Source organism: Bacillus sp. PS196 (genome assembly GCF_037963555.1).
GTDB lineage: Bacteria > Bacillota > Bacilli > Bacillales > Bacillaceae > Bacillus > Bacillus subtilis.
On sequence record NZ_CP150159.1, the window covers coordinates 2,969,308 to 2,992,291 of the forward strand.

The 22,984-nt window shown below is 45.6% G+C and carries 22 protein-coding genes; 6 read left to right on the plus strand and 16 right to left on the minus strand.

Annotation, left to right across the window (positions count from 1 at the left end):
• Positions 1-112 precede the first annotated feature (112 nt).
• Positions 113-391, plus strand: coding sequence for a YtzH-like family protein (locus tag NST79_RS15495; RefSeq protein ID WP_003237926.1), 279 nt, complete (start codon positions 113-115; stop codon positions 389-391).
• Here the strand turns inward: NST79_RS15495 and NST79_RS15500 are convergent, their stop codons facing one another.
• The 5 genes from NST79_RS15500 to thpR all read right to left on the minus strand — a co-directional run bounded on the left by NST79_RS15500 (position 392) and on the right by thpR (position 6,020).
• Positions 392-1,189 carry a phosphotransferase family protein gene (locus tag NST79_RS15500; protein ID WP_009967993.1) on the minus strand — a complete coding sequence of 266 codons (798 nt, stop codon included), beginning with the start codon at positions 1,187-1,189 and terminating at the stop codon, positions 392-394.
• A gap of 179 nt (positions 1,190-1,368) precedes the next feature.
• A complete protein-coding gene (gene pulA / locus NST79_RS15505; RefSeq protein WP_212059351.1) occupies positions 1,369-3,525 on the minus strand; it encodes a type I pullulanase in 2,157 nt (718 codons plus the stop codon).
• 25 nt (positions 3,526-3,550) lie between these two features.
• Complete coding sequence (locus NST79_RS15510) at positions 3,551-4,480, minus strand: YegS/Rv2252/BmrU family lipid kinase (protein ID WP_174223161.1); 930 nt, start codon at positions 4,478-4,480, stop codon at positions 3,551-3,553.
• 48 nt (positions 4,481-4,528) lie between these two features.
• Positions 4,529-5,443 (minus strand): hypothetical protein, encoded by a 915-nt coding sequence (locus NST79_RS15515; RefSeq protein WP_212059359.1) that lies wholly within the window; start codon positions 5,441-5,443, stop codon positions 4,529-4,531.
• A 25-nt stretch (positions 5,444-5,468) separates the two neighbouring features.
• A complete protein-coding gene (thpR, locus tag NST79_RS15520; protein ID WP_015714535.1) occupies positions 5,469-6,020 on the minus strand; it encodes an RNA 2',3'-cyclic phosphodiesterase in 552 nt (183 codons plus the stop codon).
• Between the two features lie 148 nt (positions 6,021-6,168).
• Here thpR and cysK point away from each other — a divergent pair, with 148 nt between their 5' ends.
• On the plus strand, positions 6,169-7,104 hold the full coding sequence (gene cysK / locus NST79_RS15525) for a cysteine synthase A (RefSeq protein ID WP_003229237.1): 936 nt from the start codon (positions 6,169-6,171) through the stop codon (positions 7,102-7,104).
• 33 nt (positions 7,105-7,137) lie between these two features.
• Here cysK and pepV read toward each other — a convergent pair whose 3' ends face one another.
• Positions 7,138-8,529, minus strand: coding sequence for a dipeptidase PepV (gene pepV, locus NST79_RS15530; protein ID WP_029318264.1), 1,392 nt, complete (start codon positions 8,527-8,529; stop codon positions 7,138-7,140).
• 96 nt (positions 8,530-8,625) lie between these two features.
• On the opposite strand from pepV, the gene pbuO reads away from it, so the two are divergent.
• Complete coding sequence (gene pbuO, locus NST79_RS15535) at positions 8,626-9,924, plus strand: NCS2 family permease (protein ID WP_212059361.1); 1,299 nt, start codon at positions 8,626-8,628, stop codon at positions 9,922-9,924.
• A 39-nt stretch (positions 9,925-9,963) separates the two neighbouring features.
• Here the strand turns inward: pbuO and NST79_RS15540 are convergent, their stop codons facing one another.
• Positions 9,964-11,121: an ABC transporter permease gene (locus NST79_RS15540; protein WP_212059363.1), complete on the minus strand. Its 1,158-nt coding sequence runs from the start codon at positions 11,119-11,121 to the stop codon at positions 9,964-9,966.
• Positions 11,118-11,828 (minus strand): ABC transporter ATP-binding protein, encoded by a 711-nt coding sequence (locus NST79_RS15545; RefSeq protein WP_015714539.1) that lies wholly within the window; start codon positions 11,826-11,828, stop codon positions 11,118-11,120. The genes NST79_RS15540 and NST79_RS15545 overlap by 4 nt, the downstream gene beginning before the upstream one ends.
• A 289-nt stretch (positions 11,829-12,117) precedes the next feature.
• Between NST79_RS15545 and NST79_RS15550 the strand changes: the two genes are divergently transcribed.
• Positions 12,118-12,339, plus strand: coding sequence for a DeoR family transcriptional regulator (locus NST79_RS15550; RefSeq protein WP_003152337.1), 222 nt, complete (start codon positions 12,118-12,120; stop codon positions 12,337-12,339).
• 121 nt (positions 12,340-12,460) lie between these two features.
• Here the strand turns inward: NST79_RS15550 and NST79_RS15555 are convergent, their stop codons facing one another.
• Together NST79_RS15555 and murJ are read right to left on the minus strand one after the other, a co-directional pair.
• Positions 12,461-13,180 (minus strand): pseudouridine synthase, encoded by a 720-nt coding sequence (locus NST79_RS15555; protein ID WP_017695479.1) that lies wholly within the window; start codon positions 13,178-13,180, stop codon positions 12,461-12,463.
• A 68-nt stretch (positions 13,181-13,248) separates the two neighbouring features.
• Entirely contained in the window at positions 13,249-14,883 is a 1,635-nt protein-coding gene (gene murJ / locus NST79_RS15560) for a lipid II flippase MurJ (RefSeq protein WP_014480588.1), read from the minus strand.
• A 202-nt stretch (positions 14,884-15,085) separates the two neighbouring features.
• Here murJ and NST79_RS15565 point away from each other — a divergent pair, with 202 nt between their 5' ends.
• Together NST79_RS15565 and opuD are read left to right on the plus strand one after the other, a co-directional pair.
• Complete coding sequence (locus tag NST79_RS15565; protein ID WP_003229222.1) at positions 15,086-16,348, plus strand: NAD(P)/FAD-dependent oxidoreductase; 1,263 nt, start codon at positions 15,086-15,088, stop codon at positions 16,346-16,348.
• 188 nt (positions 16,349-16,536) lie between these two features.
• Positions 16,537-18,060 (plus strand): BCCT family transporter, encoded by a 1,524-nt coding sequence (gene opuD / locus NST79_RS15570; RefSeq protein ID WP_212059365.1) that lies wholly within the window; start codon positions 16,537-16,539, stop codon positions 18,058-18,060.
• 36 nt (positions 18,061-18,096) lie between these two features.
• Here the strand turns inward: opuD and NST79_RS15575 are convergent, their stop codons facing one another.
• The 6 genes from NST79_RS15575 to rmgP all read right to left on the minus strand — a co-directional run bounded on the left by NST79_RS15575 (position 18,097) and on the right by rmgP (position 22,930).
• Entirely contained in the window at positions 18,097-18,279 is a 183-nt protein-coding gene (locus tag NST79_RS15575) for a sporulation protein Cse60 (protein ID WP_003223398.1), read from the minus strand.
• Positions 18,280-18,346: 67 nt separating this feature from the next.
• The gene (locus NST79_RS15580) at positions 18,347-19,015 is read right to left on the minus strand and encodes a YesL family protein (protein ID WP_181217352.1); all 669 of its coding nucleotides are present in this window, start codon (positions 19,013-19,015) and stop codon (positions 18,347-18,349) included.
• Positions 19,016-19,037: 22 nt separating this feature from the next.
• Positions 19,038-20,324: a Gfo/Idh/MocA family oxidoreductase gene (locus tag NST79_RS15585; protein WP_144483299.1), complete on the minus strand. Its 1,287-nt coding sequence runs from the start codon at positions 20,322-20,324 to the stop codon at positions 19,038-19,040.
• An 11-nt stretch (positions 20,325-20,335) separates the two neighbouring features.
• Positions 20,336-20,839: a rhamnogalaturonan transport/degradation protein RmgS gene (gene rmgS / locus NST79_RS15590; protein ID WP_212059367.1), complete on the minus strand. Its 504-nt coding sequence runs from the start codon at positions 20,837-20,839 to the stop codon at positions 20,336-20,338.
• Positions 20,836-21,957, minus strand: a complete 1,122-nt coding sequence (gene rmgQ, locus NST79_RS15595; RefSeq protein WP_212059369.1) for a glycoside hydrolase family 105 protein — start codon at positions 21,955-21,957, stop codon at positions 20,836-20,838. The genes rmgS and rmgQ overlap by 4 nt, the downstream gene beginning before the upstream one ends.
• 7 nt (positions 21,958-21,964) lie before the next feature.
• Positions 21,965-22,930, minus strand: coding sequence for a polygalacturonan/rhamnogalacturonan ABC transporter permease (rmgP, locus tag NST79_RS15600; RefSeq protein ID WP_029946384.1), 966 nt, complete (start codon positions 22,928-22,930; stop codon positions 21,965-21,967).
• Positions 22,931-22,984: the final 54 nt, after the last annotated feature.

The following is a 22,984-nucleotide window of genomic DNA, read 5'->3' on the forward strand; positions in this document are numbered from 1 at the left end:
CGAGCGCATAAAAAAAGAGGGTCCCGTCTGCTGGAACACTCCTTTCCCATGTATAAAAACGCTCTGTTTTGAACAATTTAACCCGTATGATACTGAAGGGATGTGTACCGTTATGGGTTTACATTATGAGCATCAAGTTCATTTATTGAAGGATATATTGACTGACCATCAATTGGACTGCTGCGGAACAGTCGCAGAGTACGAGCAGCTTGAGCGTGTGATTAAATCACTGATGGCAAACACCGAGCTTGATTCAAATTTCAAAAACGTGCTTGAAGATGTTTACCGCTACAGCCAATCAGGAATATCGTCCAAATCCATCGACTCACACATACAAGAGCATCAGAACAGCCTGTCTCAATGGGTAGAGCAAATGGATTCGTATTCCTGATTAATCAACAATTCGTTTCATGAGGATATGCAGCTCTTCCATTGCATCATGAAATTCCTTATCATTGCCTTTTGCTTTATGCCAGGCAATGAAAGTAATTGTTTCAGATAACACATACCAAGCCATTCGCAACCGAAGGCTTTCTGTCAGCTCTATGCCGTACATGCTCAGCCAGCTCTCCCAAGCTGGCTTTTCGACGTAGTGGTACAGCAAAGGCCCGAGGTCCATCGCCGGATCAGCGATCATGGCGCCGTCCCAGTCAATTAAATACAGCTGGTTGTCTTCAGACAATAGCCAGTTATTATGATTGACATCACAATGGCAAACGACTTTCTCACCGAAATGCACTTCATGCAGGTGTTCTTCCAAATACTTGATCCCTTCTTGAATCAGCGGCGAAGATTGCTGCACAGCAAATACAGCCTGCTTCAGCTGAGACAAAAGAGCCCCCGGGTTCAGCGGTTCTTTTCCAAGTCTCTTCAGCATGTCCAGCAAGGCTTTTGATGTGTGTATTTTACGAAGCAATTCAGCAACGGGCCGTCCGCTCATGTCTTTAGGCTTCAGCTCTCTGCCGGTCATCCAGTGCTGGGCCGTAATGACGTCCCCATTTTCCATCCGTTTTGTCCAAACCAGCTTCGGAACAATGCCTTCGGCGGATAAAACAGCTAAAAAAGGTGAGCTATTACGTTTTAAAAAAAGCTGCTGCCCGTTATGTTTCGCATAATATGCATCTCCTGTAGCTCCTCCGGCGGGGAAGATCTCCCAATCGCTACCTAGTAATTGTCCCAACCAGTTCATATCAATGTTCAACCCATCATTTCTTAAAATATTTTAGAATTAAGGCTAATCGTCTCTAGTCTATCCAGCGAATGCCTTTTTCGTACGAATCGTATAAAAATAAAAAAGACAGCTATTGAGAGTCTCATATGCTAATCAATAGCCGTCCTTTAAATTTTAGCGCTATAGCACAAACTTCGTCAAGCAAAACTCTTAAGATCTGATGCTAAATATAAGATAACCGTTCCGATGCCGTTTACTGCAACCGTTTTCTTGATTTCTGTTGGGTCTTCCTGAAATCCTGATGGATCACATAAAAGCCGATAAGGTATGTCGTTTGGCAGCCTCCACTCGACGGAGTCTGGACTCGCGTGATGGATAACAATGATATCTTTCCATTCGTCAACCTCGTCAAGATCATAAAGCCTGTATGCGATAAGGTGTTCTTTTAGCGTCAAGCATTCAAGATGGCGCTGGATGTCTGCAGCGGACCTAAGACGGAATGCAGGATGCGCTTTTCTCAGCGAGATCAGCCTGCGGATATAGTGAACATCTTCTTTGAATGTTTCACGGCGATCCCAGTCGAGCTGGTTGATGCTGTCACTGGATTGATAGCTGTTTTCCACTCCCTGCTTCGTCCGGAAAAATTCCTGGCCGCTGTGAATAAACGGCACCCCTTGGGCAAGCAAAATAATCGCGGCTGCAAGCCTTTGCCTGCTTCGCTTTCGGCTGTCATTTTCTTGAGGAAGCGCAAAGCTCATTTTATCCCAAAAGGTGTGATTGTCGTGTGATTCGACATAATTGATGGACTGGCTTGGTTCCGGAACAATCGGTGCTAATGCCTTCCATCCGGAAGACCCGGCAATTCCATGCATCACAGCTTGTGCTGATTCACCGCTGCCGAGCGCAAACCCTGCTGCCTTAAGGTGAAAGGTGTTCCCTTTTACAGCGTCACGAAACATATCATTAAAAAAGCCGATGCCCGGCATTCTTGGCGCGTTCGCCAAAGCAGCTTTCTGTTCATGCGGCAGCGGTGTAGCCAGATCCCACCCTTCTCCAAAAAGCAGGATTCCGGGCTTTGCCTTAGTTGCTTTCTCTTTCATATAAAGCACGGTGTCAATATCTAAAATCCCGAGGAGATCAAAGCGGAAGCCGTCAACATTGTATTCTTCAAGCCAATAGACCACGCAATCCGCAATGAATTTTCTTGCCATCCTTCTTTCTGATGCGATATCATTGCCAACGCCGGTGCCGTTTGATGGCATCCCACATTCGTCGTGCCGGAAAAAATAACCTGGCACTGTCTTTTCAAAGGGGGAATTCTCCCTCTTATACACATGGTTAAAAACAACATCCAGAATGACTCGCAGACCGTGCTGATGCAGGGTATTGATCATTTGTTTCAGCTCTGTTTTTCTCGTTTGAGGATCATGAGGGTTTGAGGCATAGCTTCCCTCCGGGGCAAAGAAATGAAGCGGGTTATATCCCCAATTGTATGCATCAAGCGGCTTCTCTTCATCAACTCCGGCAAAATCATTCACCGGCAGAAGCTCCACATGTGTAACACCGAGCTCTTTTATATACGCCAGTCCAGAAGAACTGCCATTTGCGGTTTGTGTATCAGTTTCCGTTAATGCTAAGTATTTTCCCTTGTTTATCATGCCGCTGTTTTCATGGATGGAGAAGTCGCGAAGGTGCGTCTCATAGATGACGGCATCCACAGGGTGTGAGAATGGTTTAAGAGGAGCAGTCCATTTCATTTGATCCGGGCGCAAGACGACGCCCTTCTCTCCATTTACAGTCACAGCCTTGGCATACGGGTCAACGGTTTCCATCCATTCTGAATTGTTGCAGATGCAAAACAAATACTCATATCCGTGAAGGTCACCTGTGACCGTAACGGCATAGACGCCTTTTTCCAACCGAGTCATTTGGAATGTGCGCCCGCTTTTATTGGGGTGTGAAAGCTTGACAGCAGCTGAGGTTGCAGCAGGCGCCCATACTTTAAATACGGTATGATCCGCGGTATAAACGGCGCCCAGCTCTCCGTCATAATAAAATTCGTCATCGAACACAGCCGTCCGGATGACCGCGCCAATTTGGAGATCCGTTTTGTGGCCGCTGGATGCTCTGACGCAATGGATTTTTCCAAATGTCACAGGATGGTCGGATACGCAGACGTACTTGTATTTTGCTTCAAGGGAGTATTCCTCCCTGACAGCCAGAGGAAAAACTGTTGTTTCTGTCTCAAGCCGAAACGGCGGTGCCATGATTTCCTTTTGTTCAGCAGGAATCAGAACAGTAATGATATTCATGTCATCGACATACGCTTCGAAGCTGCGGCGGATGCTGACCATCGGAAGCTCTCTCCTTCAAACACGTTTATGTTTTGATCCTTAGGGGTGAAGGACTAGATGCCAGACGAAACGGGGTAGTGCCCATGATTTCTCCGTCAGCATGGAACGGGATTTTGTCCTTCGTGTAAAATGTAATGTCCTTCGCTTTAAACATCGTAACGCCATCCATCTTTGTATGTTTTCCAAATGCCATGAGACATAAAAGCCAATATTTTTTCAAAAACGGCTGGTTTTCAACGATTACGATATCAAATGTCTTCTCGCGCGGATTTGCTAGGGGCGCCGCCTTCATGCCTCCCCCGTAAAACGGATGGTTGGATACAACGGCAAACCAGACATCATGAAATTCGCGCGTCTCGTCTTCCGTCGTACAAGCTAACGTAAACGGCTTAAAGGTTGCCGAAGCGTGCAAATGAGAAAGCGGATACACAAGAAATCGAAGGCGGAGAAAAAGAAAAAACCGTCTCAACGGAAATTCCATCGCCTTTTTATTGACATATGCGTCAAACCCGATCCCGATATGATTCATAAAATAAAGAATCTGTGATTTATCCTGAAGGAAATTGACGCTCCCTAAATGAAAGGTTCTTGTTAACGGGCGCTTTACCTTCTTGATTTCCTGTATCAGATCGATTTTTTTAATAGAGAATCCTCGCGAAAAATCATTATACGCGCCCGCCGGCACAAAGCTCAGCTCAATATCGTCAACATCTTTCAGCCCGTTGACAACTTCATGCATGGTTCCGTCTCCGCCAATGACGATCAGGCGCTTCAGCTTATATTCCTGTATCGTTGAAATCTGTCTGGCGAGCACCTCGGCGTGTCCCGGATGTTCAGTTAAAAATGAACGGTGCTCAACCTTTCGTTTGATCAATTCTTTTTGAATGGACTTCCAAACACGCAGGCCGTTTCGATGTCCTGCTGTCGGATTAATAATAAAAAACCAATGGCTCATCTTTCTCACCTGCTTATGTTATGAGAAAACCGCTCAAATCGTTCTCTTTTACTCCAGCCACTCCTGTCTGCGATAGGAGTCAGACATGCAGTAAGACAATAGAGCCTTTGCAGCCTTTATCTGATGATGTTTGATCGGCGCAGTGTTTTTCTTCTGCCGCTCAATCCATTCTTCCGCGCTCCGCCTATCCGCTATTTCTAAGCCGTATGGCGGCTCCGGGTAATCGATGTACGACGTTCTGCTCAGAAGCAATTTTCGAACCGGGATCTCAGCCTGTTTTTCCTTTACGATCTTCGACACAACCGAGTCCGTGCGAAACAGGCTAAGCCCTGGATTTAACACTGATGCAGTCTGAGAGGCTGTTTTCTTGTCCCAAAAACGATTTTTAGACCCTATGTAGACACTGTCTTCCTCAGCCTCTAAAAAAGAAACGCAATAAATTTCCAGAGGAGAAATAATCACAATGCTTAATTCAACCGCCGCCTGCTGAATTTTCAGCACAGGCTTATACATAATAAAATAAGAATCAGGCAGCTGCTGGGTCAGATAACGCAAAATGCGGTCCTGCTTCACCTGGTTTGAGAGTTGAGATATTTCTGAAAGAGTAGAGCTTGCCCATTTGAGCTGAAAATCATATAAATGCCTTTTATAAAAAGAAGCAAGCGCCACCCTGCTCTTCGGGAGCCTTACATGAATATCTTCTTCGTCCTCAAACCATTGGTGTCTCTCTTCTTGTATATCGGCTTTTATCTCTTCTTTTCTTCTTTTCAATGAAAATTTTTTTCGTTTCTGCACCGGTTCCGGTTCTTCAGCAATGGCTTGCCTTTCTTCATGCTGGCGCTCCGCTGCTTCTACTAGTGAAAGCCAGCGCTCTTTTTTCAAACGTACAAACTGGTTGATATAATGGTACGGATCAAGCTCATATCTCGATATATAATCATGAATTTTGATGATTTGTGCCATGTTTGTTTCTCCACTCCGCAATGAATTAAGATAATTGAAATTTGAATATTTCCTCGTATTTTGGTGATTGGTTCAAGTGTATTTGAAAGAGCGAAAACCGTTCAGCCATCATCGAAACTTCGCCGCTTTCAAACGGAACATGAGCTGGAAATCCATCTTCGCCTGTCCATTTTCTTGCCAGCGTCATATGAGGATGATACGGTCTTTTTTCCACTTGAAAGCCGGCCTGAAGTACAGCCTGCTTCGTATGTTCCCGCAGTCTATCAAGCGTTTTGTTTTTCTTTGGCTCCAGATGTAAAACGCGCGGCTTTCTGCGGTCGCCGAATACATCTATCTTGCCAAACTTAATTGAAAATGGATCAATTTCTGAAGCAATCTCTGCTAGCGAACCTTCAAGCTTCTTTATTTGTGTCTCATCCGCCGCTCCGAGAAAAATTAACGTGATATGATAGTCAAGCGGGTGCACCCATTTTTGAAACGTCAATACCGGTTCGTTTTTCGCAGCCTGGTAGATCGGATTTGCAATTCCCTCAGGTATGGGAACGCCGATGAAATAATGAGGCCGTATATCTGGCATCCGTCTGACACTCCCTTCTTTGACAGCTATTATTTTATCAATAAAGAGGCTGTGCGGATAGAGGAACAGTGTATGAAAACACTCTCGCACAAACGTTTATTATGTTAGGATATTATATGACACTTGTTTTATTCAGAAAGGAATGACAATGTTGAAAATCGTTGCAAACACAGCTGATCTGATAGGAGATACACCGCTAGTGAGATTGAATAGGCTTCAGCCGGAAAATGCGGCACAAGTCTATTTGAAGCTTGAATTTTTCAATCCGAGCGGCAGTGTGAAAGACAGAGCCGCTTATCAAATGATCATAGAAGCTGAACAAAACGGTTTACTCAAGCCGGGATCAGTTATTATAGAGCCGACAAGCGGAAATACCGGAATCGGGCTCGCCATGAATGCGGCAGCACGCGGATATAAAGCAATCTTAGTGATGCCTGATACGATGACGAAGGAACGGATCAACCTACTTAAAGCTTACGGTGCAGAGGTTGTATTAACTCCCGGAGAGGAAAGAATGCCGGGCAGCATCAAAAAAGCGAAGGAGCTTGCCGAACAAATTCCGAACAGCTATATTCCAATGCAGTTCGATAACACTGCTAATCCTGATGCGCACCGGAAAACAACAGCGCCTGAAATCGCCCGGGCAATAGAGGAAATCGGAAAACCGCTCGGCGCTTTTGTCGCCTCCTCTGGAACGGGCGGAACCATTACCGGAACAGGTGAGGCGCTCAAAGAGCTTTTTCCGGATATCACGGTTCATGTTGTTGAGCCAGCGGGTTCGCCTGTATTATCCGGCGGAAAACCTGGCGCGCATAAACTTGTAGGAACGAGCCCAGGCTTTATACCGCCGATTTTAAATGAAGACGTTTATGATGAAATTATCAAAATCTCTGATGAAGACGCGTATACGACGACAAGACGGCTTGCTGCTGAAGAAGGAATTCTTGTCGGTCCTTCATCAGGCGCTGCCTGCTTCGCGGCAATCGAAACAGCGAAACGCCTCTCTCCTGACAAAGTTGTGGTCTGCATGACAGCTGATACAGGAGAACGGTACTTATCAACTGATTTATGGTCATTTATTTAAAAAAAGGACTGGCTTCAGCAGAAGCCGGTCCTTTTATTTTGCAAGCTCGTAAATGGCCTGAGCATATAACGCTGTCGATCTCAGCAGGTCATCAATTTCGATATATTCATCCTTTTGGTGTGCGCTGTCAGGGCGTCCGGGGAACAGCGGGCCGAACGCGACACCGGCTTTTAAGGATCTCGCATATGTCCCCCCGCCGATTGAGATTAAGTCAGCTTTTTTACCCAGCTGGCCTTCATAAACCTTTTGCAGGGTTTTGACTAACGGATGATCTGCGGACACGTGATGCGGCTTGCTGTCTTTGAATTCTCCCAGATCAAATTCAGATGCACTTTCGAATGCATCGCGAATCGCTTTGCTTTCTGCTGTCACAGGATAGCGGATATTGATCCCGAGCTCGCCTCCTTGCCCTTCTTTATAGCGCAGTGTTCCGACATTTAATGTCAGCTCACCGCTGATTTCATCCTCACAGTCGATGTCCAGTTTTTTTCCTCTTGTATCACCTGAGAACTTATCTGTCACAACTTGCACAAACCGCTTTCCTGCATCGTCAAGCTCAGTCTGCTGGAGAAATTCGCACAATAAAATACCGGCATTGATCCCATTGTTCGGTTCCATCGCATGGCAGGAAAGACCGTACATACGCAAAATGAGCTGTCCGTTCTCTATTGCAGCTTCCCCTTTTTGGTCCGTCGTGCGGAGCATGTCTTTAAATGAAGATAGAATCTCTTCATTTTTCGGCCCTTCAATGACAGCTTCCGCAGCATCAGGCACCATGTTCAAACGAAGGCCTGATTGAAACGAGACAAGCACTGCCTTTGGTTCTGCTTGATTTGGGCGGTGCGGAATAAGTAAAGAAGCATCGATGATCCCTTTTTCCGCATTAATGATTGGAAAATCGGCGTCAGGCGCAAAGCCCATTGTTGGCATTTCTTCATGCTTGAAATAATGCTCTACGCATCTCCAATCGCTTTCTTCATCTGTTCCGATAATCATTCTGACTCGCTTGGACAGGGGCAAATTCATGTCTTTCACGATTTTCAGCGCGTAGAATGCCGCCATTGTCGGGCCTTTGTCATCAATGGCGCCCCTTGCATAAATCCGTCCGTTGCGGATTTCAGCTGAAAATGGATCACTCGTCCACCCATCTCCCGGCGGCACGACGTCAACATGGCAAAGTACGCCGATAATGTCATCGCCCTCCCCCCATTCAATATGACCTGCGAAGCCGTCAAGATTTTTTGTTGTAAAGCCTTCTTTTTCTCCAAGCTCCAGCAATGAAGTCAGGCTGGCATTTACCCCTTCTCCAAACGGTTTACCGGGTCCAGCGGTTGTTTCGTCCATGACACTGTTGATTCTCAAAAATTCCTGCGTATCACGAATTAAATCCTCTTTTTTTCTGATCACTTCAACTTCCCAGTTCATAATGATCCCCTTTCCGCAAGAAATGACTTGCAAAAACCAAATAAAACGAATAATATTAATGGTGTTTTGTTAAAACGTTCGTAATTGGAGGATACTATGTTTCATCTAAAAGAGCAGCAAACATCCATAAAGCAAGAAATCATAGCAGGGCTGACGACCTTTTTCACAATGGTCTATATCGTCGTGGTCAATCCGGTCATTCTGGCTAACGCCGGGGTTCCTTTCGACCAGGTTTTCACCGCAACGATTATTGCCTCCATTGTCGGAACGCTGTGGATGGCCCTGGCAGCAAATTATCCGATTGCTATTGCGCCCGGCATGGGCTTGAACGCTTATTTAGCCTTTCATGTCGTAAGCGCAAGCGATGGCGGCATCACGTACGCAACAGCTTTCAGCGCAGTATTTACAGCAGGGGTTCTCTTCATTATTCTATCGTTAACGCCTTTAAGAAAACAACTTATAGAAGCGATTCCAAACAATTTAAAATACGGGATCACAACAGGGATCGGGCTGTTTATTGCTTTTATCGGTTTGCGTCAAGCGGGCATTGTGGCAGCTGATGAGTCAAACCTGGTCACTCTCGGCAATCTGCATTCACCTGGTGTTATCTTAACGCTGGTTGGCCTTTTGATCAGCGTGGTCCTGATGGTGCTGAATGTAAGCGGCGCTTTATTTATCGGAATGGCAGCTACCGCTTTAATCGCCTTTTTCACCGGTCAGCTCCATTTTCCAAAGGGATTTATGTCGCTTCCTCATTTGCCGGAAGGATTGATGATCTCAAATCCATTTACCGCTTTTGGCGATGTCATTCATCACGGCCTGTACGCTGTCGTCTTTTCTTTTCTATTAGTCACCATTTTTGATACGACAGGCACGATGATCGGAGTTGCCGAGCAAGCCGGGCTGATGAAGAACAACAAGCTGCCGAACGTGCGAAAAGCGCTGCTTGCTGATTCAACCGCGACGACAGTAGGAGCTGTTTTCGGCACAAGTCCGACGACTGCATTTATCGAGTCTTCCGCCGGTGTCGCAGCCGGGGGAAGAACGGGGCTTACGGCTTTGACTGTGGCTGTGATGTTTACGGCTTCAATGTTTTTCAGTCCGCTTGTCAGCGCCTTGTCCGGTATAGCCGCCATCACCTCGCCTGCTTTGATTATCGTCGGCAGCCTGATGATGGGCTCAGTTTCCAATATGAACTGGAAAGAGATGGACGAGGCATTTCCTGCGTTTCTCGTCATTCTAGCCATGCCTTTGACATCCAGCATTTCTACAGGAATTGCGCTTGGCTTTATTTCATATCCGATCGTAAAAGCGGCGCGGGGAAAATGGAGAGAGATTCATCCGCTCGTCATCGTTTTCGCCATTCTGTTTTTCATCCAGCTGTTTATTTTATAATGCATACAGAAAAACCCAAACGTCGCCGTTTGGGTTTTTTTATGTAAACAATAAAGAGACAGCGGCCGCTAAAAAACAACAGGCGGCAAACGCATAGTGCAGGATGTTGATACAGCTTTTTCTGGCCCGATAATATTCATCACTTTCCTTATCGGTGCCAATTAAAAAAGGGGCATCCATGACCTTGTCAAAAATAAGCGTCAGGATATAACGGCAAACCCCTGTGTATACCAGCAGCGCAATCACCTTCAGCCAAATTGGGGAAACAAATATGAGAACGGTGAAAGCTGACAGTAGCATGTACATCTGCCTCGCATACTCGCCATTCCTCAGCATGACTTTAAAAAACAATTCCTTATAGCCTGTGCAGATCGTTCGCCTTTTAAATATCCTTTTTGAATTTCGGTATAATAACGGTTTTCTTCTCATCCTGTCTTTTACTTTTGGCATTCCCGCCTCCTGACTCATCATCATCACAAGTCCTGCAAGGGCAAGCCTGCTTTTTTTCTCTTCAGTCACCTCAGCTTCAAAAGCCGTGAACGAAGCCGTCTTTTTCAAACTGCGGATAACTGAGAAAAGCAAAAATAAAATGCCAAAAAGCGCAATCAAATGCCGCTCAGTAAAAACAATCAGGATAGCAGAACCAGTAAAAAGAATAGCTCTGACAAGGATATCGCCAATCCATCTCGAAATAGAGCGCGGCTTTCTGATCCTGTCTTGCTTTAAGGATAAAAAGAATATATGAAGGCCAAACAAATAACACAATAGAGCAGTGCTTTCTGCGAATGTGATGTGAACAAAATGACTGATAAGGGGAAGGACACTAAAAAAGAGAAGCAGCCATTTAGCCATCGTGACCAGAAAAGAATACAAAAGCGCGTACCGTTTGAGCTGATAGATGATTTCCTTCTTTTGCAGCAAAAACACTTTGTCCGCTTCCATTAAAAATGTACGAATCGAGCCTGTAAACATGATCAGCCCACACACAGCGTACAGCCATCTCCACTCCGCCACTTCAGACCACTCATAAAGAAGACCTCTTCCATTCATCAAATCAATATACTGATAGATGACAAAAGCAATCGCCGGCAAAACAATATAGAGAGCGACTGTCCAGTCAATGACCGCATGCAACACTTTAAACTGATACTTGTAATAGTCAAACAGCCTTCGAAAAAAGAGCGTACGCCCGTTCATGGCCGATCACCTTGAACTGCCTTATAAAAACAGTCAAGCAATGACTGCCCCTCTAATCCGGTCTTGTCCTGAATATCTTTTAACGTGCCTTGGAGAAATAATGAACCTTTCTCAATCATATAAAACCGGTCACAGATTTTTTCCGCGGTATCGAGTACATGCGTGCACATAAGAATTCCGGCTCCACGTTCTTTTTCAGCCTTAAGCATGTCCACAAAGCGTTTCGTCGATATCGGATCAAGGCCGATAAACGGTTCATCAATCACATACATATCCGGCTTAGAGAGAAAGGCCTGGATAAGCATTAGTTTTTGCTGCATGCCCTTCGAAAAGGTGACAGGCAGCTCATGTTTGACATGATCAAGCGAAAACGTCTGCAGCAGGCTTTGGGCCCGATGCGCAAATTCCCTCTCTTCAATGCCGTGGAGTGTGCTGATCAGATCCAAATGCTCCCACAGCGTCAGTTCTTCGTAGAAGGACGGATGCTCCGGAATATATGCAAATGAACAGTCGTTCCAGGCAATATGCCCTTTAAAATCTTCTGAAAGGCCGAGTATCGCCTTGATTGCGGTGCTTTTTCCGGCGCCGTTAGCTCCGATCAGTCCAACCAGTTCCCCTTTTCTGACTTCCAAAAAAACATCGGTGAGCACTTTTTTTCGGCTTGTATACCCGGCCTGTTCTATTGAAGCTTCAAGCAAATTTGTCAAAACTCTCCCACCTCCAAAATTTACTACGAAACAGAATAAAAAAAGTTTCTTTAACCATAATAATATTGAGCCGAAATACATAGTAATCCAACAAGGATGGCTGCCCAACGCGAATTGGAAAAAATTAATAGGAGTTATCCCTAGATTCATCACTGCAATATCGTGTATAATGAGGGCGAATTATTATAACAATTACAGATGTCTGCCTTTGTTGCTATTTCGTACGCAGTTGATAGTCGTGAGTTGTGGTTAGTCAAGTCCATCCGATCTTATGATAGGGAGTGGTTTTTTGAAACCTTCAACAAACCGTATGCTAACTCGAATCAAATCAGTTTACATGTTTATCCAAGAAAAAGGTCTTGTGACAACACAGGAACTGGTTGACGAATTCGGCATTACACCTAGAACGATTCAAAGAGACTTAAATGTGTTGGCATATAATGATCTTGTTCATAGTCCAAGCCGTGGCAAGTGGGAGACAACGAGAAAGAAAGTAAAGATTACCTCATAAATTGAAAAATTACATAGGGCCGCCTGAGAGCGGCCCGATAGATAATAGGGCGAAGAACCTGCTGAGCCTTGTTTTTGTGTGCTTATAAATAAAACCCCGCATTCGGTATGCGGGGTTTTTGTCATGCTTGCGGCTCATTGAGCAAATGAAGCTCTTCCTCTGTCAGCTCACGGTATTCTCCGGGTGCCAGAGCGGGATCTAGGGAAACGCGTCCCATCGAAAGCCGCTTCAGGTAAACCACTTCATTGCCGACTGCCTTTGCCATTTGCTTGACCTGATGGTATTTTCCTTCTGTAATTGTCAGATATATCACGGTATTGCCACTGTCGTTTGTTTTGATTTCCGCTTTTGCCGGCTTTGTTTTATAGCCGCCCTCTATGTAGACACCCGTTTCCAAATCGGAGATGTCTTCCCGAGAAATCTGTGATTTTAAATGGACTTCATACGTTTTTGGAACATGCTTTTTAGGAGAAAGGAGCCGATGTGCGAGCTGCCCGTCATTTGTGAGCAGCAAAAAGCCCTCTGTATCTTTATCAAGCCTGCCGGCTGGAAATGGCTCAAATCTCATCTCCTCCGGCGTCAGCAGATCGACCACTGTTTGCTGCCGGCTGTCCTCAGTCGCCGACAGCACGCCCTGCGGTTTATTCATCATAAGATAAATGAACTCTCGATAATCAACCGGTTCCCCGTATACGGTCACCTCCTGCGTATCAGGATCAACGTGCGCCTTTACATCTTTGGCAGGTTTGCCGTCGATCATCACGGCTCCAGCCTTCACAACGGCTTTGACTTCTTTTCTGGAACCATACCCGCTGTTGGCAAGCAGCTTATCAAGTCTCATTCCCAATCTCTCCTTTATAAAAGAAAGCCCGCAGCATGCGAGCCCTCAGTTTCATCATATCTAGTTCATCAGCCTGCATGTCTGCCTTTCCTTAAGAAACCTGGCAAACGGCGGCCTAAAATTTTCTGCAAAAATCCTAATCGGTAGCCGCAATACAGGTAGACTGCTCCGCCAACAGCGGCTGCGATCACCACAACAATCGCAGCTTGCAGCTGGCCATCCTGATAGGAAATAAAGAAGCCTAATACCCACTGCACGATTTTCACGGCAATACCCATAATGGCTGATAAGACCAGCATCAAAACAGTTCGTTTAACAAGTATCTTATACGAATAGCCTGCATGGCGCTTAATCATGATAAACCCATATAAAAGGGAAGCGATATATCCAAGCGCCGTCGCTAAAATCGCTCCGTCAGCCTGCATCAGCTTGATCAGCGGAACATTCAGCACAAGCTTGATCACGACGCCGATCACAAGGCTGACAACTGCAAATTTTTGCTTATTGATGCCCTGCAGAATGGCTGCGTTGACTGTAAACAAAGAGAACAGAATTGCGACTGGCGAATACCATAGCAAAATGTTTGCCCCCAGTTCAGGGTGAAGGCTCTCTGACCCGTAAAAGAACGTATACGTCGGTCCTGACAATAGAGAGATCCCGACAACAGCCGGAATAATTAAAAACAGGATCGTCTGCATCGTTTGATTAATCTGCTGATTTAACAGCTTATAGTTTCCGCTTGTAAACGATTCAGTAATCGTTGGAATTAATGTCAGTCCGAAAGCAGTTGCTAGGGAAACCGGGATCATCACGAGCTTCTGAACATACAGGGTTAGAATCGCAAGCATGTCTTGGCTGATAGCTTGATGACCGGCTTCAATCATCGCTTTGTTAAACGTATTTGTATCAATATAGTTATACAAAGGGATGGCTAGTCCGACAAAAACGTACGGAGCAGCATAGCTGAACAGCTCGAAAAACATTTTCTTGTAGCTTAGGTTTGCTGTCGGACCCGTATTCGGCATCATCGCCAGCAGGCTGCCCTTCCGTTTGTTCCAATAAATATAAAGCACGACCAGCCCTCCGAAGGCACCGATCAGCGCTGCGAAGGTTGCATAGCCCACAGCGATGACAAGGCCGCCGTTGAAAACCTTCAAAATCAAGAATGTCGCACTCAATAGAAAGATGATGCGGACAATCTGTTCAACGACTTGGGAAACAGCTGTCGGACCCATCATTTGGTGCCCTTGAAAGAATCCGCGAACAAGGCTCATAATCGGTACGACCAAAAGCGCTAAGCTGACCATGCGGATGACATAAACGACATGATCAATTGTCAAGCCGTTATTATCCTTGCCTCCCAGCGATATTTCCGCAAACATCGGAGCCGATAGATACAGAATGAAAAAGGCTATCATTCCTGTGACGAGCATAACCGACATGCCCGCCTTGAGCATTTTCCTGCTTGTCTCATAATCCCCTTTTGAATTATATTTGGAAACAAATTTAGAAACAGCGGCCGGAAAGCCCATCGTAGCAATATTCAAAAATAAAGTGTATTGGTTGTATCCGTATTGAAATAATGCACCGCCTGTCGCCCCGACCATAATGCTGAAGGGAATTAAATAGACCATCCCCAGAATCCGCGATATATATGTACCGAGCGTTAATACAAACGTGCCTCTTAACAGTTTGCTTGACATGTTTCTTCATCACCATTTTCTACGAAGATTCAACTTTTCTATTTTACCACAACTGGGCATTTAGACGGTAATAAATACAAAAGCAATCCTGTGAACATTCATGTCCGCGGCAAAAGACGTTTAAGGAGCGGCTTTCTTTCGCTATAATAGTACTGCGGACGGGGTGTCCGCACACGAAATGAAAAGAAAGTTGATGATAAAGATGAAACAATATGACGTAATTGTAATCGGCGGAGGCCCTTCAGGCTTGATGGCTGCGATTGCAGCAGGAGAACAGGGCGCTGGCGTGTTGCTGATAGATAAAGGAAATAAATTAGGACGGAAACTCGCGATTTCCGGGGGCGGCCGCTGTAATGTGACGAACCGCCTTCCTGTGGAAGAAATTATCAAGCACATCCCCGGCAACGGGCGTTTTTTATACAGCGCGTTTTCTGAATTTAATAATGAAGACATTATCAAGTTTTTTGAAAACCTCGGCATTCAATTGAAGGAAGAGGATCACGGCCGGATGTTCCCTGTGACCGACAAAGCCCAAAGTGTCGTAGACGCGCTGTTAAACAGGCTGAAGCAGCTCCGCGTAACAATCAGAACGAACGAGAAAATTAAATCTGTTTTATATGAAGATGGACAGGCAGCAGGGATTGTGACGAATAATGGCGAAATGATCCATAGCCAGGCAGTCATTATCGCTGTCGGCGGTAAAAGCGTGCCTCATACCGGAAGCACGGGAGACGGCTATGAATGGGCTGAAGCCGCGGGCCATACCATAACAGAGCTGTTCCCGACAGAGGTTCCCGTCACTTCTGGCGAACCGTTCATTAAGCAAAAAACACTTCAGGGCTTATCACTAAGAGATGTAGCCGTCAGTGTGTTAAATAAAAAAGGCAAACCGATTATCACACATAAAATGGACATGCTGTTTACCCATTTCGGCCTCTCAGGACCTGCCATTCTCAGATGCAGCCAATTTGTCGTAAAAGAGCTGAAAAAACAGCCTCAAGTGCCGATCAGAATCGACTTGTATCCTGATATCAATGAAGAAACGCTTTTCCAAAAGATGTATAAAGAACTGAAGGAAGCACCGAAAAAAACCATTAAAAACGTGCTGAAGCCTTGGATGCAGGAGCGCTATCTCCTATTCCTGCTCGAAAAAAACGGCATCTCTCCGAACGTATCGTTTTCTGAGCTGCCGAAGGATCCTTTCAGACAATTTGTAAGGGACTGCAAGCAGTTTACTGTCCTCGCAAATGGCACACTGTCGCTTGATAAGGCATTTGTCACGGGAGGCGGGGTATCTGTAAAAGAAATTGACCCGAAAAAAATGGCTTCTAAAAAAATGGAGGGGCTTTATTTTTGCGGTGAAATTCTGGATATCCACGGCTACACAGGCGGATACAACATTACCTCCGCCCTTGTCACAGGCAGGCTTGCAGGGCTAAATGCCGGGCAATACGCCCGTTCTTAATCATTACTCTTTAAATCTCTTGCCGCCAAACTCACATTTGAACATTCCCCGCATTCATGTTAGGGTGAGACTTGTTTTGTTTCACCTGATTGCGGGGTAATTTTAAGAGAGGAATGAGCTGCCATCGTACGACCATACTAAGCCTGCGAGCAAGATATAGGCGTACACAAAAAATTAGAGGGTGAGAAATGTTGAAACATATATCTAGTGTATTTTGGATTGTGATTGCAATCACAGCTGCAGCTGTATTATGGGGTGTTATTTCTCCTGACAGCCTGCAAAATGTGTCTCAATCGGCACAAGCATTTATTACCGATTCATTTGGTTGGTATTATCTTTTAGTTGTCTCTTTGTTTGTCGGGTTTTGTCTCTTTTTGATTTTCAGCCCGATCGGAAAAATCAAACTCGGAAAGCCTGATGAAAAACCGGAATTCGGGTTATTATCATGGTTTGCCATGCTGTTCAGCGCAGGCATGGGAATCGGCTTAGTATTCTACGGTGCGGCTGAACCGATCAGCCATTACGCAATTAGCTCTCCATCAGGTGAAACAGAAACCCCCCAAGCCTTCAGAGATGCACTCCGCTATACGTTTTTCCACTGGGGTTTGCACGCTTGGGCCATTTATGCCATTGTGGCATTATGCATTGCCTATTTTCAATTCCGCAAAGGCGCGCCCGGATTAATCAGCAGCACACTGTCACCGATTCTCGGGGATAAAGTAAACGGACCGATCGGAAAGGCCATTGACTGTATTGCAGTTTTCGCCACTGTTGTCGGGGTGTCAACTAGTCTTGGTCTTGGCGCAACCCAAATTAACGGCGGTTTGAATTACCTGTTCGGCATTCCGAATGCGTTTATCGTCCAATTGGTTTTAATCATTATTGTCACAGTGCTCTTTTTACTTTCTGCGTGGAGCGGACTCGGAAAAGGAATTAAGTATTTAAGCAACACAAACATGGTATTGGCCGGATTGTTAATGTTGTTTATGCTCGTTGTCGGGCCTACAGTGCTGATCATGAACTCATTTACAGATTCTATCGGACAATACATTCAAAATATCGTTCAAATGAGCTTCAGACTGACACCGAACGATCCTGAAAAACGCGAATGGATTAACAGCTGGACGATTTTCTATTGGGCATGGTGGATTTCCTGGTCTCCATTTGTCGGCATTTTCATCGCCCGTGTATCCAGAGGCCGGACGATCCGCGAATTTTTAATCGGCGTCTTGGTGACACCTTGTATTTTGACATTTCTATGGTTCTCCATTTTCGGCGTATCAGCCATGGATCTCCAGCAAAAAGGCACGTTCAATGTAGCAAAGCTGTCCACTGAAACGATGCTGTTCGGAACACTTGATCACTATCCGCTGACAATGGTGACATCGATCCTTGCATTGATTCTGATCGCAGTATTTTTTATCACGTCTGCAGATTCAGCTACATTCGTGCTGGGCATGCAGACGTCGTACGGTTCTTTAAATCCGGCGAATTCTGTGAAACTCAGCTGGGGGATCATTCAGTCTGCCATGGCGGCTGTGCTCCTATATTCCGGAGGGCTTGCCGCTTTGCAGAACACAGCGATTCTGGCAGCGCTGCCGTTTTCTATCGTTATCCTGCTGATGATTGCCTCTCTCTATCAATCGCTCTCAAAAGAAAGAAGAGAGATCAAAAAAGCCCCGAGAAGTCCTAGAGTGAAAAAAGCATATTAACCAAAAAGATCTTTCCGCGCCTGCGGGAAGATCTTTTTATTTGCGATATAAAATAAGGGCGGAAAAACAGTAAAGCTGCTCGCCGTCTGGGTCGCACGCCGCCGAAACCGTATATTTGATATCAATCAGCTGCTCCTCCGATATCCCTTTTAAAAATGAATTGATTTCCGTTTGTAAGTCTTTTTCATGCTCTTCATCAAATACCGCTACCTTCAGCATTTTATCCGCTCTCCTTTCTCTATCAATCTATTCCGTTTGGAACAGCGTTATGATAGAGAAATGATGATTATCTCGTTTCCGGATAAAAAGCTTTCCGTATATGGGATTTCCTCTGTGGCTCGCCGCCGTGCTGCTCCACTTTCAGCAGCACGGCATAAACAATGCGCATATGACAGTAGCTGATCAGGCTGACGCTAAAAAAAGGGACAATGCCCGGCAGGTACGCAAGCAAGAAAAAGAGAGCAACAGTCAGCGCAAGCATAGCAAGCGTATATTGCAAATACGCCACACTGAGCAAGAGCGAAAATTTCACATACAGACGTTTTTTCCAGTCAAAATGGACAAGCAGCGGAAACACATAAAAAAGCATGGATACGAACAAAAAGCCAAATATCATAATGGCGAAGCGCAGGATGTGCAGAAGGAAATGACTTGGATAGATGAAGGCCAAATCAATATAAATGATCACTCCGATGAGCGCCAGTACAGCGCCGAGCAGATTTGAACGAAAAAATTCACCCTTATATTCCTGCCAAAACGTTTTGAGCACCGGAACGTTGTCCTGCCCCTGGATCCACTTCCGCATGACAGCGAATAAAGCCGCGGTCGCGGGCATGATGCCAAACACGCCGAGACCGAGTAACGTAAAAAACAGCCACAGCAAGTTTGTATACGCAAATCTCATAATCCATTCGGAAAAACGCAGCATCCGTCCCAGTGAGCCATCATGTTCCATGGTGCCCCCTCCTTTTTTTGCATTATACATTCTGCATCTGAAAAAGCTCTTTCATGCCGATCGGCTTCTTTTCGGCAACCGAGCGCCACATTCCCTCACCAACCGCGATGGAGTAGGCTCCAGCTTCAGCCCCGGCTAAAATATCATAGCGGCGCAGCGGGTCTTTTCCTAAAAAAAGATCCTCAAGCAAAAGCGGATCACCTCCGCCATGCCCCCCTTCATTTTTGACCACTTGTATCGTCTGCTTTGATTCAAAAAGCGGATAGTAATCGATTGTCTGCTCAGGAAAAGCAAACGGAATTCTGGAAGGTTCGTGAAATTCATTTGATTCAATACGCCCTTTTGTGCCGTTGATCGTCAGCCGGTAGCCTTCATACGGGGCCGAAAAAATAATCGAGTAGCTTAACAGTGCGCCGCCATCATATTTGACTGCCGCCACGTACGTATCCTCGATGTCAATTTCCTCGTCAAAAATACACGCGTCAGGCCTGTATGCAGTATATAAGCTGGACTGGTCTCCTGCTTCGAGATGATCATCCTTTATAGAAGCTTTAGAGGAACGGGGATGCCACCTTGAATAGTAGTGGCATTTTTCTTTGACCCGGCACGTCCCGCAAAAACGCCCGTCTTCTTCCGGCAAGGGGTTCCACTCACTGTCCGGCCCATAGTAATTCAAGGCGCCATAAGCAAATACCTCTTCCGGATTTTGCCCGAGCCACCAATTGACGAGATCAAAGTGATGTGTTGATTTATGGACAGAAAGGCCCCCGGAAAACTGTCTCGACCTGTTCCAGCGTTTAAAATAGCTGGCGCCATGATACGTATCAATATACCAATTTAAATCAACGGAGGTGACCCTGCCTATTTTTCCGTCCAGAATCATTTCTTTTATTTTCCGATGAAACGGGCTGTAGCGATAGTTAAACGCGACGGTGACTTTTCCTTCGCTTTTGGCCTCCGCTTCAAGCACCCGATTCGCATCCTGCACTGTTGTCACCATTGGTTTTTCAGTAATCACATTTGTATTCCACTGAAGACTTTTTACAATATATGTGACATGCGTATCGTCCCTGCCTGCCACAATGACGATATCAGGCTTTGACACGCGCATCATCTCGTCAAAAGCATCTTCGCTAAACTCGGGCACGTGGGCCAGCTCGGGAAATTTCTTCTTGCAAACGGCAAAACGTTTCGGATCGGCATCCAGCAATCCCGTAATCTCATAATGAGTTGAAAACCGCTCCAACAGCGGTTTGATAAACATACTGAATGCTCTGCTGCTCAATCCGCAAAAGACGATGTTCTTCAATATCCTCACCTCTATCGGGCTTCAGTTAGTTGAGAAATCAGCTGCAGCGCTTCCTCTATTTTATCAGCATACACAGGGATAAACGCCGCCATATCGCGATTCACTCGAAAAGAATAGCCGTTCAGCTGTTTTTCCCCTTTTTTGATCTGAACGGCATAGATCGTTTTTTCTCCTGTTTTTTTATTAACAGTTGTATAAGGAGATGTTTTTTCAGGAGGCAATCCATTTAACGGCTGAAAATTTTCCGGATCATCGTAAGCTTGAAACATGTCTTCAGGCACGATGAAAACATCTCCCTCATGGGCGGTAATTTCAGTCAGCAGTTTTTCCTGAAAAGCTGGAAAGATATCGATCTTCCCGGCATTCTGCTCTGCGGCCTTTTTTATTTTTTCCTGTATGCCAGCCTGCATATCAGAAAAGAGAATGACATGCATTCCGTCCGGCCTGCTTGAGCATGATGCCAAAAAGAGCACTGAGACGATCACACACAAAGCCGTACGTATCCTTTTTGTCATTTCCCCGCTGACCTAAAAAGAGACTCCAGCTCTGTCATAGCTAAAATAAACGCGCCGGCTCCGTGCAGATCGTTTGTGCTTCTTTCGCGGCTGACATAATAGTCATAGAAACCGGCTGACGTTCCGACACATATGTCTTTGACGAGAAACGCGCCGGCTTCTGATGTTTCGGTTTTATGCTGAATCAAGCCTTGATACGCTTTTAGCAGTGTTGTTTCGTAAGCTCTGTCTAGATAGCCTTCATTGATTCCTTTTGCGATTGCGTACATGTACAGACAGGATCCTGAGCTTTCCAGCCAGTTATCAGACCTGTCTCCCTTATCAACGATCTGATACCATAGCCCCGTCTCTTTGTCTTGATAGCGGCAGATGCTTTCCATCATGTCCTGCAGCGTGTTTTTCCACACATGACGGTTTGGATGCTTCTTCGGCAGCTCTTCAATCATGTCAGCAAGAGACATGACATACCAGCCGATGGAACGTGCCCAAAATTCCGGTGAACAGCCTGTCTCTTCATTGGCCCAAGGCATTTTTTTCGCTTCATCCCAGGCGTGATAAAAAAGTCCGGTTTTTGAATCCTTCGTATGCTTTCTCATTAATGACTCCTGCAGCACGACCTGATCAAACAGCTCCGGCTCCTGCTTCAGATTGGCATATTTCAGTGCGAACGGCCCCCCCATGTATAAGCCATCAAGCCACATTTGGTAAGGATAACCGTCTTTGTGCCAAAAACCGCCCTCAGACGTCCGGTTTAGTGTTCCATATAAGCCGCGCAGCCTTTTTGCCGCTTTGACATACCGTTCATCCTTCGTCTGCTCGTATAATGGAAAAAGAATGAGACCCGCTTGAATGGCGTCCAGTTCATCTCTTCTAAATAATAGATTGCCATAATCATCGATTAAGAGATCTGCATAAGCCTTCGCATACTCAAAATACCGCTTTTCCCCGGTTGCTTCCCACAGCCGCAATACACCGCATAAGAAAACACCCTGGTGGTAGTGCCAGCGGTTTGCAGGAGGCAGCTCCTGGACTGTGTACGTATTCATAATGGTTTTTGCCAATGCCTCCGCGTACGTAAGAGGCGATTTTACAGCGATTGATTGATCCATTGATCCCATCCCTTTCTTAATAAATTCCTTCCTCGCCAAATTTCTTCGCTAAACGATTCGCAAGCATGACCAAAATCAGCCCGACCGCCGCTTTAAATACGCCGACTGCTGTACTGTAGCTGAATTGGCCCTGTTTCAGCCCTGCAGTATAAACGTACGTATCAAAAATTTCCGCCACTTCCCTGTTAGTCGCATTTAACAGCAAATACACATGCTCGAAGCCAAGCTCCAGCGTGTCTCCGATTTTCAAAATCAGCAAAACGACGATAACGCTTTTAATGGCGGGCAGCGTAATATGCCACATTTGCCGCAGCCGTCCCGCTCCGTCCATTTTCGCCGCTTCATACAGCTGGGGGTCAACCGCTGTAATGGCCGCCAGATAAATGATCGTCGACCAGCCCGCTTCCCTCCAGATAACCTGAAGAATATACAGGGGCCGGAACCATTCTTCGTTCAGCAGAAAATTGATTTTTTCACCGCCAAAAAACACAATCAGTTCATTAATCAAGCCTCCGTCTACCGTTAAAAGCACAAACGAAAGCGATACAACAATGACCCAAGACATAAAATGCGGGATATAAATCAGCGTCTGAACAAATTTTTTAAAGAGAGCAATCCGCACTTCGTTCAATAAAAGCGCCAGCAGTATCGGTACCGGGAAAAATATGGCCAGGTTCAAAGCAAATAACACGAGCGTGTTTTTTAACAAGAGAAAAAATGTAGGCTCAGTAAACAGCCTGATAAAATGCTTCAGCCCCACCCACTCACTGCCCAAAATGCCGAGGAACGGCTGATAATCCTGAAACGCAATCACAATTCCCCACATCGGGACATACTTAAAAAGCAAAAAATAAATACACCCCGGCAAAATCATCAAGTACAAATATTTTTGCTGAATCAGCTTGATTAGTAAGCGCTTTCTTTTTTCTTTTTTAAAAATGACTGTATCAACAGCCGGCGCTTGCGCTTCTGCTGTTTTCATTTTTTTCCAGCCTCCTTTCACGGGTTCTTGCATTCACTGTAGCGCAGCAGGCAA

Coding starts and splice junctions, on each gene's coding strand:
- NST79_RS15515 (WP_212059359.1), bottom strand. CDS start 5,443: ATGGCACAAATCATCAAAATTCATGATTATATATCGAGATATGAGCTT.
- rmgS (WP_212059367.1), bottom strand. CDS start 20,839: ATGACAAAAAGGATACGTACGGCTTTGTGTGTGATCGTCTCAGTGCTC.
- NST79_RS15500 (WP_009967993.1), bottom strand. CDS start 1,189: ATGAACTGGTTGGGACAATTACTAGGTAGCGATTGGGAGATCTTCCCC.
- murJ (WP_014480588.1), bottom strand. CDS start 14,883: ATGTCAAGCAAACTGTTAAGAGGCACGTTTGTATTAACGCTCGGTACA.
- cysK (WP_003229237.1), top strand. CDS start 6,169: ATGTTGAAAATCGTTGCAAACACAGCTGATCTGATAGGAGATACACCG.
- NST79_RS15510 (WP_174223161.1), bottom strand. CDS start 4,480: ATGAGCCATTGGTTTTTTATTATTAATCCGACAGCAGGACATCGAAAC.
- NST79_RS15565 (WP_003229222.1), top strand. CDS start 15,086: ATGAAACAATATGACGTAATTGTAATCGGCGGAGGCCCTTCAGGCTTG.
- NST79_RS15555 (WP_017695479.1), bottom strand. CDS start 13,180: ATGAGACTTGATAAGCTGCTTGCCAACAGCGGGTATGGTTCCAGAAAA.
- opuD (WP_212059365.1), top strand. CDS start 16,537: ATGTTGAAACATATATCTAGTGTATTTTGGATTGTGATTGCAATCACA.
- pbuO (WP_212059361.1), top strand. CDS start 8,626: ATGTTTCATCTAAAAGAGCAGCAAACATCCATAAAGCAAGAAATCATA.
- rmgP (WP_029946384.1), bottom strand. CDS start 22,930: ATGAAAACAGCAGAAGCGCAAGCGCCGGCTGTTGATACAGTCATTTTT.
- NST79_RS15495 (WP_003237926.1), top strand. CDS start 113: ATGGGTTTACATTATGAGCATCAAGTTCATTTATTGAAGGATATATTG.
- pulA (WP_212059351.1), bottom strand. CDS start 3,525: ATGGTCAGCATCCGCCGCAGCTTCGAAGCGTATGTCGATGACATGAAT.
- NST79_RS15540 (WP_212059363.1), bottom strand. CDS start 11,121: ATGAACGGGCGTACGCTCTTTTTTCGAAGGCTGTTTGACTATTACAAG.
- rmgQ (WP_212059369.1), bottom strand. CDS start 21,957: ATGGGATCAATGGATCAATCAATCGCTGTAAAATCGCCTCTTACGTAC.
- thpR (WP_015714535.1), bottom strand. CDS start 6,020: ATGCCAGATATACGGCCTCATTATTTCATCGGCGTTCCCATACCTGAG.
- NST79_RS15580 (WP_181217352.1), bottom strand. CDS start 19,015: ATGGAACATGATGGCTCACTGGGACGGATGCTGCGTTTTTCCGAATGG.
- NST79_RS15575 (WP_003223398.1), bottom strand. CDS start 18,279: ATGCTGAAGGTAGCGGTATTTGATGAAGAGCATGAAAAAGACTTACAA.
- pepV (WP_029318264.1), bottom strand. CDS start 8,529: ATGAACTGGGAAGTTGAAGTGATCAGAAAAAAAGAGGATTTAATTCGT.